The organism is Klebsiella sp. HMSC25G12 (assembly GCF_001807705.1).
GTDB lineage: Bacteria > Pseudomonadota > Gammaproteobacteria > Enterobacterales > Enterobacteriaceae > Klebsiella > Klebsiella variicola.
In genome coordinates, this window is sequence record NZ_KV789876.1 from 114,424 (window position 1) to 131,860 (window position 17,437).

A 17,437-nucleotide genomic window follows, 5' to 3' on the forward strand; every position below is an offset into this window, starting at 1 on the left:
CAGCGATCCTTGCAGGGCGGGTGGTGGCCGTTGCGCCAGTCGACGTCCTGTCGACAGCCAGTAGCATATCGGTGAGCCAGCGAGAAAGAAATGGTCTGCGCGGAAACCAGGAATTTAGCCCGCGTACCGCAGACGAGCGCTGGCACGAAGCGTGGCGGGAGACCGGCCCAGAATAAAGCAATAAGCGTCGCGTTATCCCGGGCCGTTAGAAAGGGTGAAGAAGGGCTTAAGCGAGGTCGGCCATCAGCACCTTCGACCGGCGCTGATAGTTATACATCTGCTTTTTACTCTCTGGCAGCAGGTCGATATCCACCGGCGTGAAGCCGCGCTCCTGGAACCAGTGGATGCTGCGGGTGGTTAGCACGAACAGCTTGCTCAGCCCCATCTGTCTGGCCTGGGCGGCAATACGCTCCAGCAGCACCTCTCCCCGCGACGAGCTCCGGTAATCCGGATGCACCGCTACGCAGGCCATTTCGCCGATCTTCTCTTCCGGGAAAGGATAGAGGGCAGCGCAGGCGATAGTGGTGTTATCGCGCTGAATAATGGTGAATTTGTCGATCTCCATCTCCAGCTGCTCGCGGGAGCGGCGCACCAGGATACCCTGCTGCTCAAGCGGGCTTATCAGCTCAAGAATACCGCCGATATCGTTGATGGTCGCCCGGCGGATCTGCTCCGCGCTCTCCATGACGATCTGGGTGCCGATGCCGTCGCGTGAGAACAGCTCCTGCAGCAGCGCGCCATTTTCCTGATAGCTGATCAGGTGGCAGCGCCGCACGCCGCTGCGGCAGGCCTTCACGGCCCCGCGCAGGAAGCGCACGGTGCCGGAGTTATAATCTTCGTCCGCTTCCAGCTCTTCGACGCGGGCCTGCGCCTCATTAGGGAACAGTTCGGAGACGATTTCCCCGGCCTGGTTGTAAACCCCTTGCGACGAACAGAAGCCGATCATTTTCTCCGCCTTCAGCTTGATGGCCAGCTGGGTGGCGATCTCTTCCGAAGTCAGGTTAAAGCTCTCGCCGGTGACCGACACCGCGACCGGCCCCATCAGGACAATGGCGCCGCTGTCGAGCTGACGATGAATCGCCTCTTCGTCAATGCGGCGAATGCGTCCGCTGTGGCAATAATCGACGCCGTCATCGACGCCCAGCGGCTGGGCGATGATAAAGTTGCCGCTGACAACGTTGATATGGGCCCCCTGCAGCGGGGTGTTGTTGAGGCTCATCGACAGGCGGGCGGTGATCTCCAGCTGCAGCATCCCCGCCGCCTGCTTAACCAGCTCAAGCGTTTTAGCGTCAGTCACTCGCGTCTGCTTGTGATAGACCGGCTCGTGGTGGTGCTCGGCGAGGTTAGCGTCAATCTGCGGGCGGGCGCCATAGACCACGACCAGGCGAATGCCCAGGCTATGCAATAATCCTATGTCATTGACAATATTTGAGAAATTTTCATGCTCAATGGCTTCGCCGCCCAGCATGATGACAAACGTTTTTCCCCGATGGGCATTAATATAGGGAACAGAATGGCGGAATCCTTCTACCAGTTCAGTGCGACGTTCCTTCACCATGACAAACCCTCAATGCATGATTATTCGTAATTATTGTATTTTTATTCTGTTTTGCTGTTAAACGCAAGTGCCAATTTTAGGCTAAGCCACGAAAAACATGTGACCCGGCGCAGGGTGTCAATGAATGTTTACCCTTTTATAGATGACAGGTTATATGCCTTTCGTTAAAGTTTCTGGTCAATCTGTTTGTTTTGGGTACAAATGCGTTTTTATTGCTTGGGAGTGGCATGTCGGGAAACAACTCTGGATTAAGCCGTCGCCGTCTGCTGCAGGGCGCGGGCGCCATGTGGTTAATGAGCGTGAGCCCTGTGGGGCTGGCTGCCGATGCGCGGGTGGTCGCTGTTCGCGTCTGGCCAGCATCGACCTACACGCGCGTCACGGTAGAATCGAATCATGTGCTGAAATACCGGCAGTTTGCCCTCAGTAACCCGGAGCGGGTGGTGGTGGATCTGGAAGGGGTTAACCTGAACTCTGTGCTGAAGGGCATGGGGGGGCAGATCCGCGATGACGACCCCTTTATTCAGTCCGCCCGCGTGGGCCAGTTTGATCCGCAAACCGTGCGCATGGTTTTTGAGCTCAAGCAGAACGTTAAGCCGCAGCTGTTTGCCCTCGCGCCGGTGGCCGGCTTTAAAGAGCGTCTGGTGATGGATCTCTACCCCGCCAACGCCACCGATGTTCAGGATCCGCTGCTGGCGCTGCTCGAGGATTACAACAAAGGCGATCTGGAGCGTCAGGTGCCGCCGGCGCAAAGCGGACCGCAGCCGGGCAAAGCCGGGCGTGACCGGCCGATTGTCATTATGCTCGATCCCGGACACGGCGGCGAAGACTCCGGCGCCGTGGGGAAGTATCGCACCCGCGAGAAAGATGTGGTGCTGCAGATTGCCCGCCGCCTCCGGGCGCTGATCGACAAAGAAGGCAATATGAAGGCCTATATGACCCGCAACGAAGACGTGTTTATCCCGTTGAAGGTGCGTGTCGCCAAGGCGCAGAAGCAGCGCGCCGACCTGTTCGTGTCGATTCACGCCGACGCCTTTACCAGCCGCCAGCCCAGCGGTTCCTCAGTGTTTGCCCTCTCTACCAGGGGGGCCACCAGTACCGCGGCAAAATATCTCGCCCAGACGCAGAATGCCTCGGATCTGATCGGTGGGGTCAGCAAGAGCGGCGACCGCTATGTCGACCACACCATGTTCGATATGGTGCAGTCCCTGACCATCGCCGACAGCCTCAAATTTGGCAAGGCGGTGCTGGAGAAAATGGGCAATATCAATAACCTGCACAAGAATCGGGTAGAGCAGGCGGGCTTTGCGGTGCTGAAGGCGCCGGATATCCCCTCCATTCTGGTGGAGACGGCGTTTATCAGTAACGTGGAAGAAGAGCGGAAGCTGAAAACGGCCAAATTCCAGCAGGAGGTAGCCGAGTCGATCCTCGCCGGGATTAAAGCCTACTTCGCCGACGGCGCGACGCTGGCCCGTCGCGGATAACCACACAGGAAAGGGATATGGCCTTACTGAAAAGCGCCCATGGCGGTAACATCCGCGAGGCCGCCGCCCTGCTGGGTATTGCGCCCGGCGAGCTGCTGGATTTTAGCGCCAACATCAATCCGCTGGGGATGCCAGCTTCGCTCAGGCAGGCGATCGTCGACAACCCAGGCTGCGCCGAGCGCTACCCTGACGTTGAATATCAACAGCTGCATCAGGCGCTGGCTGCCCACCATCAGCTGCCGGCGGCGCATATCCTTGCCGGCAACGGCGAAACTGAATCGATCTTCACCCTCGTCCACGGCCTTAAGCCGCGGCGGGCGATGATCGTCATTCCTGGTTTCGCGGAGTACCGGCGGGCGCTGCAGACGGTGGACTGCGAGGTGGTGGAGTATGCCCTCCGGGAGTGCGATGGCTGGCAGCTGACTGACGCCATCCTCGATGCCCTGACTCCGGCGCTGGACTGCCTGTTTCTTTGCACCCCGAATAACCCCACCGGCCTGCTGCCGGAGCGGGGCCTGCTGGAAGCCATTGCGCAGCGCTGTCGGGCGCTGAACATCAGCCTGATCCTTGACGAGGCCTTCCTCGACTTTATCCCCGACCAGCCGGGATTTATTCCCCTGCTGGCGCAGCACCCGCACGTCTGGGTTCTGCGCTCGCTCACCAAATTTTATGCTATTCCGGGGCTGCGTCTCGGCTACCTGCTCAACGCTGACGCCCAGGCAGTGGCCCGGCTGCGCGAGCGACAAATGCCGTGGTCCATCAATGCCTATGCCGCCCTGGCCGGAGAGATCATCCTCCAGGACCGGGCGTATCAGCGAGCCACCTGGCAGTGGCTGCAGGAGGAGGGGGTGCGTTTCTGTTCACGACTGAAAGAGATTACCGGGCTGACCGTGTGGCCCGGGCGTGCTAACTACCTGTTCTTGCGCTGCGACAGGCAAGGGCTTGACCTGCAATACGCCCTGTTGCGCCAGCATGTGCTGATCCGCAGCTGCGCCAACTACCCGGGGTTGGATAGCCGTTATTTCCGGGTGGCGATCCGTAGCGCCAGCGAAAACGACCAGCTGCTGGCGGCGCTGCGCCGGGCGCTGGCCTGAGGCCTACTGCAGGGTGACGCCCCCGGGCACCATCGCCAGCAGATGCTGCTGCGGCCAGTGGGCGGCGATGTCGCTCTCTGCCAGCCGCCATTGCAGAAATTCGACGTCATGACGACGGCGGTCCAGCAGCAGGCCGACGACGCTGCCGCTGTGCGCTACATTAAGGCCATACAATCCTGCGCTTTCCACCAGTTGCAGTAGCGCGTCAAACCCCGGTTTGGGCAACAGCTGCTGGCTGGCGATGGCGCTGATGGTCGCCGCTTCGCCCAGCAGCTGTGGGCTGCCGCAATGGCAGGCCTGCTGTACTTTCTCCCACGCCAGCTGCAGCCGGGAGGCGTTAGCCAACAGACCCGCCTCGCGCGGCAGCTGGTGGTAGTCGGTGGTGCGCAGCGTCAGCGGGCTCTCCAGTACTAACAGGTCGAGCGCTGGCGGAGGGGGACAGGCGATTTGCGTGGCGGCGGTATTATGGTCGAACAGCGTCAGCTGGCGAAACAGGGTGCTGTCGGTAGGCTCCAGCGCGACGCACAGGCGCGCCAGCGTCGGCTCATCCAGTAGATGGCCCAGATGATGGGCGGTGGCGACGGCGGTGGCAGCGATATCGGCGGTGCTGCTGGCCATCCCTTTGGCCACCGGGATCGTTGAGTGCAGGGTGATGCGGATCTGCTGGCTCAGCGCTGGGGGGTAGCCCCAGTGGGCCAGCAGCTGGTCGACCATCGCCCGTGACAGCGGCCGCTCATCTTTTCGCGGCACCCCGGTCTCGACCTCGACGGTGCTGTACCAGTCCACCGGGCAGGAGACCAGTTTCTCGCTGCCGAGGATCCAGCCCTGGATAAGTTCTCCGCACGAGGCGGGACATTGTGCAACAGCCACGTTTTCACCTTTCCGCTTACCTTCGCCAGGGCGCATAGTGGCATGGCGACCCGCCGGTTACCATGATTCTCCGCAAGAGGAGGTACGTCGTTTAGGCCGACACCGCAAGCTCGCGCGCCTGCGGCAAGGCAAGACGCATGACGTCGCGGGCAATCATCAGCTCTTCATTGGTGTTGATCACCGCCACTTTGACCAGCGCATTATCCGCCTGAATAAAGGTCGCGCTCCGCTGGTTTTTCTCGTCGTCCAGTGCGAGGCCGAGAAAATGCAAATTGCGGCAGATCGTCGCCCGCGCCCGGGCGGAATGCTCGCCTATGCCGCCGGTAAAGATCAGCGCGTCCAGACCTCCCATCTGCATGATATAGCTGCCGATAGTCGCGCGAATGCGTTCGGCAAACAGCGACAGCGCCAGAGCCGCCCTTTCGTTGCCGGCGTCGGCTGCCTGTTCGACGTCGCGGTAATCAGAAGACACGCCGGAGACGCCCAGCAGCCCGGATTCATTATTCAGCAGCTGGCTGAGCTGCAGGGCGGATTTCCCCTCTTTCTCCACCAGCCAGGGAAGAATCGACGGATCGATATCGCCGCTGCGGGTGCCCATCATCACCCCGGACTGGGGAGTAAAGCCCATTGAGGTATTCACCGACTGCCCGCCTTTGATGGCGCAGACGCTACAGCCATTGCCCAGGTGGCAGCTCACTACCCGCAGGGCGCTCAGCGGTACGCCCAGCTTTTCCGCCAGCGCGCTGCTGACATAGTGATGGCTGGTGCCGTGAAAACCGTAGCGGCGAATGCCCAGCTCGGCGTAATAGCGCCAGGGCAGGGGATAGAGCCAGGCCTCCGGCGCCAGGGTCTGGTGAAAGGCGGTATCAAAGACCGCTACCGCCGGTACCGCCGGCAGCCGCTGGCGAAAGAGGCGAATGCCCAGCGCATTGACCGGGTTATGCAGCGGCGCCAGCTCCGCCAGGCGTTCGATCTCCCGCAGGGTGTCGTCGCAGACCAGCGCGGCGTCTTTGAAGCGTTCGCCGCCGTGGGCGACGCGGTGGCCAACGCCGTCTATCTCCTGCAGGCTGCTCAGGATCCCGCGGCCGGTCAGCGCCTCCAGCAGCAGGGTCACTGCCTCATGGTGATCGGCGATGGGCAGCGTCTCCTGCCATTTCTGTGCCGACGTTTTCAGCATGAAGCGAGCCTCGGGCAAGCCAATACGTTCGATCAGCCCCTGGCAGAGCAACGCTCCCTGCGGCATGTTAAGCAGCTGAAACTTCAGGGAGGAGCTGCCGGCGTTGATCGCCATGATTTTATAGGTCATTGATATTCCTCTGCGTTCAGGCAGGCGAGCAGGTCATCAAGCCCGTCGCCGGTTAACGCGCTGGTGATAAAGATATGTTCGGCGCCTGCCGCCTCGAGCCATGCCCGGACCTGTTGCAGACGGGGCGGGGCGGCTAAATCGGCTTTGGTGATCACCCCGATGACCGGGCGGTTCATCGGAGCGGTAAGCCCCGGAGAAAAGGGTGACCAGGGCGCATCGGCATTCAGTACCAGCGCGATGACATCGGCCTCGCAGGCGCTGGTGAGCAGTGCGCTGTACAGGCAGCGGTTTTCCAGATATTCCCCCGGGGTGTCGATGGCGGCCGGCGTCCAGACGATGGCCTGCGTTTTTTGATAACGCAGGGTTTCGCCACGCAATACCTGGGTCAGCGAGGTTTTGCCGCACTGGCTGGGTCCGATAAGCATCAGGCGTTTCATGGGCTCAGGTCCGGGTAATTGGACAGGCGGTGAAGCGCATCAGCTCACCAAGGGTGCGTGTGACCTGCCTGAGCGCGTACTCCACCGCGGAGACATCGCCGGTCAACACCACCGCGCCGGTGAAGCGATCGAGAAAGCCGATCTCCACCGCGCCAGACTTGGTGGCGATGTCGCAGGCGATGATTGACGCCTCACTGGGGGTAATGGTGAGAATGCCGATGGCGGAGACCGCGTCCGGCAGACCCAGCTTTTTGAACAGATCTTTGCCCGGATTGGCGATGAGATGCGCCAGAGTGACCTGTTTACCCGGGACATACTCCTGGATCATGCGTTCGGTAGGGGTTTGCGGTTCCATTATCCCTCCATCAGCTGTTGCCACAGCGCGTCGTGCGGTCGCGGGATCACTGCCCGGTAAACCAGTAATCCTTTCTCGCCTGCGCTGTCGCTGGCCACCGTGACGGCGTTGTCGACATCGGCGATATCACCCGCCACCACCATGTAACACTTGCCGCCGATACCAAACGCCATATGGATGCGCACCAGGGTGACGTTGGCCGCTTTCACCGCGCGGTCGGCGGCGCTGATGCACGCTGCCACGCTCCAGGTTTCGACGATCCCCGCCGCCTGCCGCTGCTCGACCACGTTGAGTCCGCTGATCGCCGGCAGTACGCTGGGGTGAATGTTGGCCAGCACCAGGCTGTCCACCAGCATCTCCCCGGCGCGCGCCGTGCCGGCGGCGATTGCCTGTTGCACGGCGCCGACGTCGCCGCCGAGCATCAGCAGGAATTTCCCGGGACAAAGGGTTCTGCAGAGCAGGAGCTGTACGTTCGCGCTTTTCAGCATGACGTCGCCCAGCTCCATTCCCCTGGCGATACTGGTCAGTTCTAAAATTCCGATAGCCTGGGTCATGATTAACCTCTTACAAGCGTAATGGCCTGCTCCGTGATGGCGGAGACCTGGCCGTCAATACTGGCGTGTACCGGCGCACCGAGGGCGTCGGCAGGGATGTCTGCCAGCAGCTGGCCGCGCGTTACTCGCTCTCCCGGCGCGACGCAGGGGACGGCGCTGATGCCGATATGCTGGCGCAGCGGCAGGGTGACGCAGCCCACCTCCGGCTCCACCGCCGTCAGCGGCGCCTCCTGATACCAGGGATCAAGCCCCAGTTTGCTGATGAGCCGGTTGACCGGCACCAGGCGGTGCTTCGCCATCTCGTCCGCCGGACGCAGCGGTCCTTCGTAGCGCAGATTTTTCGCTCTCAGCTCACGTTTCAGCAGACGGTTGATGCGCATAGGGGAAATCCCCACCGGGCAGGCGACGCTCTCGCAAACGTTGCACTCCGAGCAGGTCAGGGCGCTGAGCAGCAGCGACGGGGTGGCCGCCTGGCGATAGTTCACCGCCCGCACCAGCAGGTGGGGAGAAAGCTCATGGCCGATCAGGTGCCGGGGGCATAAATCTGTGCATAAACGGCACTGTTCGCAGACGGTGCGGGCGATGGCGAGCAGGGTGCGTTCATCCTGCCGCCGTCGCTGGATCAATGGATGGTTGCCCGGGAGCACCAGCAGGCCGCCGGTGGTTTTGGTGACCGGTGTCTCCAGGGAGGTCATAAGCGAGCCCATCATCGGACCGCCGTTGATAAAGCCCGGATCGTCAACCGTCGCGCCGCAGGCCAGATCCAACACCTCGCGCAACGACATGCCCAGCGGTACGGTCAGCGTCAGAGGACGGACGACGGCGCCGTTGACGGTCAACGTCCGGCGGGTCACCGGATAGCCCTGCTCCACGGCTCTGGCGATATTGAGTACCGTCTGAACGTTATTGACCACTACGCCGACGCTGACCGGCAGCGCGGCAGGCGGCACGCGACGACCCGTCGCCAGCCAGATAGTGAGCACCTCATCCCCGGCCGGATAGACATCAGGCAGAATATGCAGCCGGGCCCATTCCGGTAGTCGCGGGGTTAACGCCGCAATCGCCGGAGTATATTTCGCCTTCAGGGCAATGATCCCTTCCCGGGCGCCGGTGGCGGTCATTGCGTAACCCAGGCCGCGAATCAGCCGGTCAGCCTGCTGCGCCATCAGCTGTTGATCAACCTTCAGCATCGGTTCGCATTCAGCGGCGTTCACCAGCACGGTATCCACCCTGGCCTGCAGTTTGATGTGGGTCGGAAAGCCCGCCCCACCGGCGCCCACCACGCCGGCGGCCCGGACGCGCTCGCGGATCTCCGCCGCGTCCATGTCTGGTAGTGGCACTATCGCTTCACTCATTGCAGGCTCTCCAGCAGTTGCGCGATGGCCGCGCCATCGGCCGGACGCGGGTTGGTGCGCAGGGTGGCGTCGGCCAGCGCGGCCGGCACCATGGCGGGAATTCGCGATAAGAAAAGGGGATATTTTTCCTGCAAGGCGCCCTTGAGGGTGGGAATGGCGCACTGCTGTTTCAGTGTTTCCACCGCGGCAAGCAGCGCCTGGAGAGCCTCCTGTTCGCCAGCTTCCGGCGGGCAGAACCGGCAGGCCCTGGCCAGGCGCGCATAGCGCTTCGCCGCTCGCGGCTCGCCGGCGTTAAAGCGGATCACCACGGTCAGCAGCAGCGCGTTGGCCAGGCCATGGGGGAGGTGAAACTGGCCGCCAAGCTGATGGGCGATAGCATGATTGAGCCCAAGGCCAGCCTGGCTAAAGGCCATACCGGCGAGGGTTGAAGCATTGTGCATTTTGCTGCGGGTCGCAACGCAGTCGCCCTGGCGAACCGCAACGGGTAGGGCGCGAAACACCAGCCTGGCGGCCTTTTCCGCCAGCGCATCGGTAAAATCGGTGGCCTGCGGCGATACCCATGCCTCAAGGGCGTGGGTCAGGACGTCCAGTCCGGTATGGGCTGTGATGGTGGGCGGTACGCTGATCACCAGCGTTGGGTCGAGGATCGCCATGTCGGGACAGAGCGCCTCATGGAACAGCGGGTACTTGATCCCTTTTTCCGGGTCGCTGATGACGCAGGCGCTGGTCACTTCCGACCCGGTACCGCTGGTGGTGGGGATCGCCACGCAGGTGTCGACAGGCAGCCCGCCCTGCTGGCTGAACCAGACGATCGCCTTGGCGGCGTCCATCGCCGAGCCGCCGCCGAAGCCGATCACCACCTGCGGACGCAGGGCCTGCATCTGCGCTATCCCTTTCGCCACGGTGTGAATGGTCGGATCCGGTGTAATATCGCTGAACACGCTGACGCGGTTGCTGGCGGGCAGCGCGGCGCGCAGCCGCTCGAACAGCGGCGAACGCGCCAGGAAGCCGTCGCAGACGATCCAGATGTGCTGATGGCTAAAGCGCTGCAGCGCGGCCAGGCTCCCCGGGCCGCTGTAGAGGCGCGTTTGCAAAGAAAAGGTGTGCATGGCGCCCCCGGTTAGCGAATGGAAAAACCGTTGGTCAACACGCAGCGCCGCAGGCGGGCGAACGTCCGCGCGGAGGTGGTGCCTTCCCCGGTTGGCGTGGCGATGGTGAAGGTGGTAAACCCTTCGCCGCCGACGCCGATTCCCGCGTAAGACGGACCATTTTTGACAAAGATGGAGGTCTGCAGCGTGCGTGCCGCCAGATTGAGCCGCGAGACATTCTGCGAGTGCATAATGGCGGTGTGGTGCAGACCCTCCTCAACGCGCAGGGCCAGCGCCAGGGCGCTATCAAAATCGGCGACCCGGACGATCGGCAGCACCGGCATCAGTTGCTCGCAGGTCACCCAGGGGTCGTTCGCCTGCACCTCGGCTATCAGCAGGCGAGGGGGGCGGGAAGGGACGGCGAGACCGGCGGCCGCCAGCAGCGCAGCCGGACTTTTACCGACCAGTTTTTTATTCGCCGCGCCGTCGGGCAGGCAGACGGCGCGCAGGGTATCGGTCTCCTGCGGGCTCAACAGCAGCGCGTCAAAATCCTGCATCTGCTGGATCAGGCGGTCAGCGACGGAGGCGACGACGATCAGGCTTTTTTCGGCGATACAGGGCAGGTTGTAATCGAAGGCGGCGCCGCTGATGATATCTTCGGCGGCTTTGACGAGATCGGCCGTTTCATCAACGATGCACGGCGGATTGCCGGCGCCAGCGCCGATCACTTTTTTACCGCTTTTCATGCCCATCGCCACAATGCCAGGGCCGCCGGTGATAGCCAGAACGGCAATCAGCGGGTGGGCCATCATTTGCTGGGTGGCTTCAAAGGTCGGCTCGGCAACGGTCACCACCAGGTTACGGATCCCGCTGCAGCGGTAGGCGATCTCTTCGATCCTGGCGATAAGCGTTAACGAGACCTTTTTCGCGCCGGGATGGGGGCTGAAATAGACGCTGTTACCCGCCGCCAGCATGCTGATACTGTTGTTGATAATGGTTTCCGTTGGGTTGGTGCTGGGCGCCACGGCGCCAATAACCCCGAACGGTGAGTACTCAAACAGCACCATCCCGCCATCGCCGGTGAGGGCGCTGGTAGTGAGATCCTCAATGCCCGGTGTGTTCTCAAGGGCAGCTTTATTTTTCAGATATTTATCTTCTTTGTTGCCCATGCCGGTTTCCGTGGCGCTCTCCTCCGCCAGCGTCGCCAGCTCGGGGGCCAGCGTCTCCCGCAGCGCGCTGATAATGGCGCTGCGGGTTTTTAGCGGACACTGCTGATAGCGGAGAAAAGCCTGATGGGCGGCGTCGATGGCGCTGCCGACGTCGCGGAAAATGCCCTGCTGTTCCTGAGAAACGGGGGCGGGCGCGAGCTTTTCGCTGAGAATGGTGCGGATAAGGGTTTCCAGTTCTGCTGTATTCATTGATGTGTTCTCACGTTAATGGCCGCCATAGCAGCCTGTGCAATAGCCATATCCTGCTCGATGCTGCCGCCGCTAATCCCGAGGCCGGCTATTAGCTGGCCATCGCGCCACAGCGGATATCCACCGCCAAAGGTGACGACTTTGCCCTGCAGATGGCTCTCCAGACCGTACAGCGCAGCGCCTGGCTGTACGGTCGTCGCGAGCTCGTGGGTGGCGGTTTTCATGGCGACGGCGGTCCAGGCTTTTTTCGGCGCCAGCTCGCTGCTGACCAGCAGCGCATCGGGCATTCGCCAGGTCACGGTTTCGGTACCGTGTGCGTCAACGATGCTCACCACCACCGGCACCTGCAGCAGGCGGGCGTGTTCGATGGCCTGACGGGTAAGCTGATGCAGCTCGTGAAAGGAGAGCGACCCGGCCTGGGCTTTGGGCGCGTCGGGCGCAGGCGACCCGCTGGCGGCCAGGTAGCGGGCCGCGATCTCCGCCACGAGCCGGCGCTGGTGATCGGCATGATCCTCGCTGCGCGCCAGGGCATACAGACAGTCAGATAAGCGGTTCAGATAACGCAGCAGTATCTGACGGAGAGTGACCTCTGCCGCCAGCTCGACCAGCCGACGCTCCGCCCGACGGGCAACGGTGCGGGCCAGGTGCAGGCGACTGGCGGCTTCGCACCGTCCGGGCAACACAAACTGGTGCAGCGCCGGCACGCGGGCCATCTCGCGATCGATGGTCTGCTCCAGCAGGGCAATCTCTTCGCTGCTGATATAGCGCTTACCCGGTGATGGCTGTTCGCTGTCGCTGGCGAGCTCCGCGCTGAACCAGAAAATATGCTGCTGCAGGGCTTCGAGCAGGACGCGATGTTCCTCTTCAGCAACGGCGCAGACGCACAGGCTCAGCACCGCGTTCAGTTCATCCAGGGTACCGTAGGCTTCGACGCGCGGATGCGTCTTGCTGACCCGCTGGCCGGTAAAGAGTGATGTACTGCCGGCATCGCCGGTTCGGGTATAGATAGCCACAGGCGCCCCCTTAGCGTGAAAGTGAGTCAACAATGCCCACAACGGCAAGATCGATGGCCTCATTCGGGCCGCTAAAGACGTGGCGTGCGCTCGAGCCGCTGCAGAGCAGCACCAGTTCGCCGACGCCAGCGCCAACCGAATCTACCGCCACTTCATCGCCGCTCGCGGGCGGAAATGGATGTTCGTCGTCTGTGCTTACCCGGCGCACCAGCAGCAGTTTTTTGCCGTTCAGAGAGGGCGATTTTTGCGTCGAGACGACGGCGCCGGTCACGCGTGCCAGATGCATAGTTCACTCCTGCGTAATCAATTGAACATGCCGCGCGACGGCCGCTTCGCGGGCGAGGGCGGTGATAATGGGGCGGCGGCGCAGCACCAGATAACCTCCGTGGAGGCGGGCTACATCGGCGTAGGTGAGCACCGACGCGGCGTGAAGCCTGACGGGCTGGCCAGGCGGGTCGCTGAACGTCAGCGGCAAACGGGCGAGTTTTTTTACCGCCAGCGCGGGGAGCAGGGTGGGAAGCAGCGTTAGCTGTACCCGAACGCCCCAGGCCATCGCCTCATGCAACGCGCAACCGGCGGCCGTCAGCGCGCGCTGGCCGGTAAGCTGCTCCAGCAGCGGTAAATCCACCTGCACGATGCGCAGCGAAGCGTGCTGGCACAGCAGGCTGTGGATATCCGCTTCGCCGAGCTGGGCCACGCTGAGCGTGGCCGTACTCCGGGCGCGACGACGCAGACGGGCGGCGACCTCTTCGACGATACGCTGCAGCATCGCGTGGTTCATGGCTTCGTCACCAGCGTAGCCCAGGCCTGCGCAGCGTCAGCGCCTGCCGCATTGGCTTCGTCAGTATCGATGTGCATCTCAAGACGCATATCCGGGGCTACGCGGACCGCTACATTGTCGAAGATAAGCCGCCTGTCGCTGCCTTCGATCGCCACCGCGACGCTATCGCCATGGGCGACGCGCAGGATCAGGGCATCGAGCGGGGACATATGAATATGTCGTTGAGCGACGATCGTCCCGCTGCTCAGCTCCAGTTCGGCAAAGGGGCTTATCAGGCGGATCCCCGGCGTGTCCTGCAGATTGCCGGACATGCGCAGCGGCGCGGCGATACCGAGGGTCCGGGCGTCGGTGCGTGAGATTTCCACCTGACTGGTCTGGCGCAAAGGGCCGAGCAGGCGCACGTTATTTAATCGTCCTTTGGGGCCAACCAGAGTCACCGTCTGCTCTGCGGCATACTGCCCGGGCTGCAGCAGCGCTTTTTTCGGCTGGATGGGCTGAGCGGGAAAGAGCCTGGCATAGTCCTCCGCCGCTAAATGGATATGGCGACTGGAGATACCGATTGGGATGGGACGCTGGCGCATCTCATCCAGCACTTTGTTGACTGTTGAAGCCAGCTGTTGTTTATCCATTACGCGTCACCTCGTTTACCGGCGTGCAGGCACTGCGAGCGAGGTTCGCCTTTTTGCCGTGGACAGTGCGGGTCCAGGCACAGGTTGCAGGTCACCTGCTCCGCAGGGCGGGGGAGGGTGTCTGCGGGATCTCTGCGCTCATCCATTACGGTGGCGTTCTCCTCTTCCAGAGCAGCGTCAGGCGCTGGTGAAGGCGCTTCGACGCGGGCTGGCAGCAGGCCTGCGCCGGGCCTGGCGATAACCTTCTGCGCCACCAGCCCCTGCTGCCGGTCGGCGAGTTCGGCCCCGGTCATCACCGCCGCCTGGACAGAGGCCACATCACCGGCGATCTTCACCACCATCCAGCCGGAGCCGTTGGTCTTTTCCAGGGCGAGCAGCGTGATGGCGGCCGCTTTCGCCATGGCGTCGGCGCAGGTGATGGCCAGGGCCAGGCCGCTGACCTCAAGTAATCCCAGTGATTGCTTCACGCAGTGCTCCTTGTTTCAAGGTCAGACGGATTTCGGCAGAATGGCCTCGACATCGCTGTGCGGGCGTGGGATCACATGGCTGGACTTGACCTCGCCGACCACGCTGGCCGCCGCGCTCCCGGCGTCAACGGCGGCTTTGACCGCGCCGACGTCTCCGCGGACCATCACGGTAATCAGCCCGGAGCCAATTTTTTCGTAACCAATCAACTGCACGTTGGCGGATTTCACCATTGCATCAGCGGCTTCAATGGCGCCAACCAGGCCTTTCGTTTCAACCAGTCCTAGTGCGTTATTCATATTGTGTTCTCCTGTGGATTAAGCATTGCGATCCCGAAATGGGATCCCTTTGACGAGACGAGCCGCATTGTTGCCAGTGTTTCGCCGGGCCAGCCTGTCCTGGTGATACCTCAGCGAAAACAGCGGAGTTGATGCGGGTAAATTTTTGTAGTGCACGATGAGCTGTTCCCGGTCGCAGGCGATGCCCACCAGCAGCGGCGAACGCTGCGCCGCCTGCCAGGCGTGATGGACAAGATCGCCGCCGGTCCGCGGTTGCAGAACGAAAGGAATGCCTTCCTCTTCAATGCCCAGCAGGACATCGCGCCACTGTTCGCTGCATTCGTCAGTGACCGCAATGACGATGGCGGGGGTGACGAGGCTACTCTCCATGCGTACCTCCTTTTTGCCAGGCAAGGAGTAATCCGCTGGCGACCGCATTGCGCGGGCCTTCACTGCCGCGGATGTTGCCGCGCCCGGCAACCAGCCGGTAGTGCGCCAGCGCGTCGGTGACCAGCTGGGGGATCTCGAAATCGAGGGACGAGCCGCCCACCAGCACTACGAACGGGATGTCGCGAATGTTGCCGGTAGGGCTCACCTGGCGTAACGCCCGCAGGGCGTTGGTGACAAAGACGCGTGATTTGGCGCTACGGCGAATGGCGCGCACTTTCTCCAGCGGCAGATCGCCGGGCAGGGGAACCAGTTCATCCGGTTTCACCACGCAGACGCGGGCAAATACCGCCGGTGGTAAGGCCGACGGAAAAAACTGGACGCTGCCGTCTTCATGACGCAGATGAAACAGGCTTTCGACTTTCGCCAGCGGGTATTTTTTGATCTCTTCCGCCAGGTAGCGGTCCTCAAGCCCCAGCTCGCGGGCGATGATCATCGTGACCATATCGCCGGCGCCGGCCAGGTGAGTGGCGCTGATCTCTCCTTGCGCATTGATAATGGAGGCGTCGGTCGACCCGGCGCCCAGATCGAGGATCGCCAGCGGGCGCGTGGTGCCGGGAGTGGTGAGCGCCCCGAGAATGGCCGCTTCCGCCTCAGCGCCACCCACCTGAACCGCAATCTGCAGTTTGTGCTCAATTTCACGGGCGATCAGGGCCATCTGCAGGCGATCCGACTTGACCATCGAGGCGATACCCACCGCCTGCTCCAGCGAGAACTCCCCCGCCAGGCCACCGGTCACGCTGACCGGCACCGCCGTATCAACGGCCAGCAGATCCTGAATGCGGATCTCCTGAGCTGGCTTATTGGTAAGCTCAGCCATGGTCTGGCGCACATGCTCAAGCATGCCGCCGATATTGGTGCCCGCTTCTCCCGCGACGTTGTCCAGTTTGCCGCAGCCGTCAACCGCCTTCATGATGGCTTCCGCCCCGGCGGCCACATCAACCTGTACGCTGCGCCCCTGAGCGATGAGCAGCAGATTCCCCGCCGGAATAGTCCGTGCCTTGACGTCGCCGGAGGGGGTTTTCACCACTACGGCCGAACGATTGCCAATCAGCGCCCGCGCCATTGGCACGATATTTTTGGTCTCTTCGGCGTTGAGATTGAAAACGGTGGCAATACCATAGGGGTTGGAGAGCGTTTCGATAATCTTGCCGGGTAAAGCGACCTCGACCGCCGCCAGCATGCCAAGTGGAATACGGTCGATATGCTGAACTTCATCGATCACCGGCAGCGGTTGCTGTAGCCGGTTATTGACCAGCACGCCGTCATCCTGCTGCAAAATAATGCCGGAAATCTGATAGCCCGCTGCCGTCGCCGCATTGACCATCGCAGCGACATCGGCAAAGTCAAAGGCTGAGGAGACCACCAGAATATAGGGGGCGTCCGCAGCGCAGGACAGCAGCGCCTCCGGTGTGATGGTGATGCCGACCCCCAGTCCGACGCCGCCGGGTGTCTTCGGGTTGTGGCCGATCATGGTGGACTCGGTGATGATGGTTTCCGTGATGGTCTCCATCGCCACATCGCCAATGACCGGCGTGGCTTCGTTAATGCGAATAAGCGAGATATCGCTGACCTGAATGCCTGCCGCTTTTGCCGCCTGTGTTAGCGCCTCCTGAATACCGAACACATTACGTAATGTGCCTTTAATACCGGTGGTTTCAGCCAGCGCGCTGTGGCGGATGTTCAGCACACCTGCGTCATCGACCGTCGCCAGGGCGACCTCTGTCGATGAGTTGCCAATATCAATGCCAGCGATATAGCGCATGCTTGCCCCCTGTTAATCGTCGCCTTTCAGTTTCTTACGCTCGACGTACAGCCCGGCCGCTTCCCGAACAAAGGCGGCACAGATCCGGGCCTGGTAGCGATGCTCCAGGTCGTCAGCGATCGCCAGTAGCTCCGCCTGGGTGGAACGGTATGGGCGCAGGGCGTTGTAGATCTCAAGGATCCGGTCGTCGGGAACCGCGGTGAGCTCGGCGGCCCGCTCAAAGTTCATCGCCAGCCGATCGCGTCCGGCATCCTGGGCGATCGCCGCCTGCATCCGCAGCGTTTCCGGGGTAATGCGCATGTCCTGCGCCGTAACGCGATCGCTTAATACGTTCTCCAGCGTCAGGTCATCGAGCGTTTTATTGGTAGCGGTTTTGACCCACTCCGGATGGCGGGTGGCTAACGGGTAGTCGCTGACTTTAGGCTGGCGAGCGGTGTCGTTTGTCGATGCGGCTGGCGCGGGCGTTGCCCCGTCCTGTAGGCTGTTCATCCGGCTCAGCACGTCGCGTACCATGGATTCAATTGCGTCGGTATTCATCGGGAT

20 protein-coding genes are annotated in these 17,437 nt (G+C 62.2%); 2 read left to right on the plus strand and 18 right to left on the minus strand.

Going from position 1 to position 17,437, the window contains the following annotated elements; all coding sequences use genetic code 11:
- Positions 1-226: 226 nt before the first annotated feature.
- A complete protein-coding gene (gene argA / locus HMPREF3096_RS11165) occupies positions 227-1,558 on the minus strand; it encodes an amino-acid N-acetyltransferase (RefSeq protein WP_004149616.1) in 1,332 nt (443 codons plus the stop codon).
- Between the two features lie 227 nt (positions 1,559-1,785).
- Between argA and amiC the strand changes: the two genes are divergently transcribed.
- Together amiC and cobD are read left to right on the plus strand one after the other, a co-directional pair.
- Positions 1,786-3,039, plus strand: coding sequence for an N-acetylmuramoyl-L-alanine amidase AmiC (gene amiC / locus HMPREF3096_RS11170; protein WP_008806319.1), 1,254 nt, complete (start codon positions 1,786-1,788; stop codon positions 3,037-3,039).
- A 17-nt stretch (positions 3,040-3,056) separates the two neighbouring features.
- Positions 3,057-4,133, plus strand: a complete 1,077-nt coding sequence (cobD, locus tag HMPREF3096_RS11175; RefSeq protein WP_032731198.1) for a threonine-phosphate decarboxylase CobD — start codon at positions 3,057-3,059, stop codon at positions 4,131-4,133.
- A 3-nt stretch (positions 4,134-4,136) separates the two neighbouring features.
- Here the strand turns inward: cobD and HMPREF3096_RS11180 are convergent, their stop codons facing one another.
- The 17 genes from HMPREF3096_RS11180 to pduE form a co-directional block, all read right to left on the minus strand.
- Positions 4,137-5,003, minus strand: a complete 867-nt coding sequence (locus HMPREF3096_RS11180) for a GHMP family kinase ATP-binding protein (RefSeq protein ID WP_032691454.1) — start codon at positions 5,001-5,003, stop codon at positions 4,137-4,139.
- Between the two features lie 91 nt (positions 5,004-5,094).
- Positions 5,095-6,309: an acetate/propionate family kinase gene (locus HMPREF3096_RS11185; RefSeq protein WP_023323228.1), complete on the minus strand. Its 1,215-nt coding sequence runs from the start codon at positions 6,307-6,309 to the stop codon at positions 5,095-5,097.
- Complete coding sequence (gene pduV, locus HMPREF3096_RS11190; RefSeq protein WP_008806315.1) at positions 6,306-6,746, minus strand: propanediol utilization protein PduV; 441 nt, start codon at positions 6,744-6,746, stop codon at positions 6,306-6,308. The genes HMPREF3096_RS11185 and pduV overlap by 4 nt, the downstream gene beginning before the upstream one ends.
- A 4-nt stretch (positions 6,747-6,750) precedes the next feature.
- A complete protein-coding gene (pduU, locus tag HMPREF3096_RS11195; protein ID WP_002915850.1) occupies positions 6,751-7,101 on the minus strand; it encodes a propanediol utilization microcompartment protein PduU in 351 nt (116 codons plus the stop codon).
- Positions 7,101-7,655, minus strand: a complete 555-nt coding sequence (gene pduT, locus HMPREF3096_RS11200; protein WP_023298168.1) for a propanediol utilization microcompartment protein PduT — start codon at positions 7,653-7,655, stop codon at positions 7,101-7,103. Before pduT ends, pduU begins: the two co-directional genes overlap by 1 nt.
- Before the next feature lie 2 nt (positions 7,656-7,657).
- A complete protein-coding gene (locus HMPREF3096_RS11205; protein WP_032731197.1) occupies positions 7,658-9,010 on the minus strand; it encodes a 4Fe-4S dicluster domain-containing protein in 1,353 nt (450 codons plus the stop codon).
- A complete protein-coding gene (gene pduQ / locus HMPREF3096_RS11210; RefSeq protein WP_032731196.1) occupies positions 9,007-10,119 on the minus strand; it encodes a 1-propanol dehydrogenase PduQ in 1,113 nt (370 codons plus the stop codon). The genes HMPREF3096_RS11205 and pduQ overlap by 4 nt, the downstream gene beginning before the upstream one ends.
- Before the next feature lie 11 nt (positions 10,120-10,130).
- Positions 10,131-11,516: a CoA-acylating propionaldehyde dehydrogenase PduP gene (gene pduP, locus HMPREF3096_RS11215; protein ID WP_023298165.1), complete on the minus strand. Its 1,386-nt coding sequence runs from the start codon at positions 11,514-11,516 to the stop codon at positions 10,131-10,133.
- Positions 11,513-12,529 (minus strand): two-domain cob(I)yrinic acid a,c-diamide adenosyltransferase PduO, encoded by a 1,017-nt coding sequence (gene pduO, locus HMPREF3096_RS11220; protein WP_032731195.1) that lies wholly within the window; start codon positions 12,527-12,529, stop codon positions 11,513-11,515. The genes pduP and pduO overlap by 4 nt, the downstream gene beginning before the upstream one ends.
- A 10-nt stretch (positions 12,530-12,539) precedes the next feature.
- A complete protein-coding gene (locus HMPREF3096_RS11225; protein WP_008806309.1) occupies positions 12,540-12,815 on the minus strand; it encodes a EutN/CcmL family microcompartment protein in 276 nt (91 codons plus the stop codon).
- 3 nt (positions 12,816-12,818) lie between these two features.
- Entirely contained in the window at positions 12,819-13,310 is a 492-nt protein-coding gene (gene pduM / locus HMPREF3096_RS11230) for a microcompartment protein PduM (protein WP_032731194.1), read from the minus strand.
- Positions 13,307-13,939, minus strand: a complete 633-nt coding sequence (locus HMPREF3096_RS11235) for a phosphate propanoyltransferase (RefSeq protein ID WP_012540670.1) — start codon at positions 13,937-13,939, stop codon at positions 13,307-13,309. Before HMPREF3096_RS11235 ends, pduM begins: the two co-directional genes overlap by 4 nt.
- Positions 13,939-14,406, minus strand: a complete 468-nt coding sequence (locus HMPREF3096_RS11240; protein WP_012967299.1) for a BMC domain-containing protein — start codon at positions 14,404-14,406, stop codon at positions 13,939-13,941. Before HMPREF3096_RS11240 ends, HMPREF3096_RS11235 begins: the two co-directional genes overlap by 1 nt.
- A gap of 21 nt (positions 14,407-14,427) precedes the next feature.
- A complete protein-coding gene (pduJ, locus tag HMPREF3096_RS11245) occupies positions 14,428-14,703 on the minus strand; it encodes a propanediol utilization microcompartment protein PduJ (RefSeq protein ID WP_002915806.1) in 276 nt (91 codons plus the stop codon).
- An 18-nt stretch (positions 14,704-14,721) separates the two neighbouring features.
- Positions 14,722-15,072, minus strand: a complete 351-nt coding sequence (locus HMPREF3096_RS11250; RefSeq protein ID WP_012540672.1) for a glycerol dehydratase reactivase beta/small subunit family protein — start codon at positions 15,070-15,072, stop codon at positions 14,722-14,724.
- Positions 15,062-16,894 carry a diol dehydratase reactivase subunit alpha gene (locus HMPREF3096_RS11255; protein ID WP_016161756.1) on the minus strand — a complete coding sequence of 611 codons (1,833 nt, stop codon included), beginning with the start codon at positions 16,892-16,894 and terminating at the stop codon, positions 15,062-15,064. Before HMPREF3096_RS11255 ends, HMPREF3096_RS11250 begins: the two co-directional genes overlap by 11 nt.
- 12 nt (positions 16,895-16,906) lie before the next feature.
- Positions 16,907-17,431 (minus strand): propanediol dehydratase small subunit PduE, encoded by a 525-nt coding sequence (pduE, locus tag HMPREF3096_RS11260; protein ID WP_032731193.1) that lies wholly within the window; start codon positions 17,429-17,431, stop codon positions 16,907-16,909.
- Positions 17,432-17,437 lie beyond the last annotated feature (6 nt).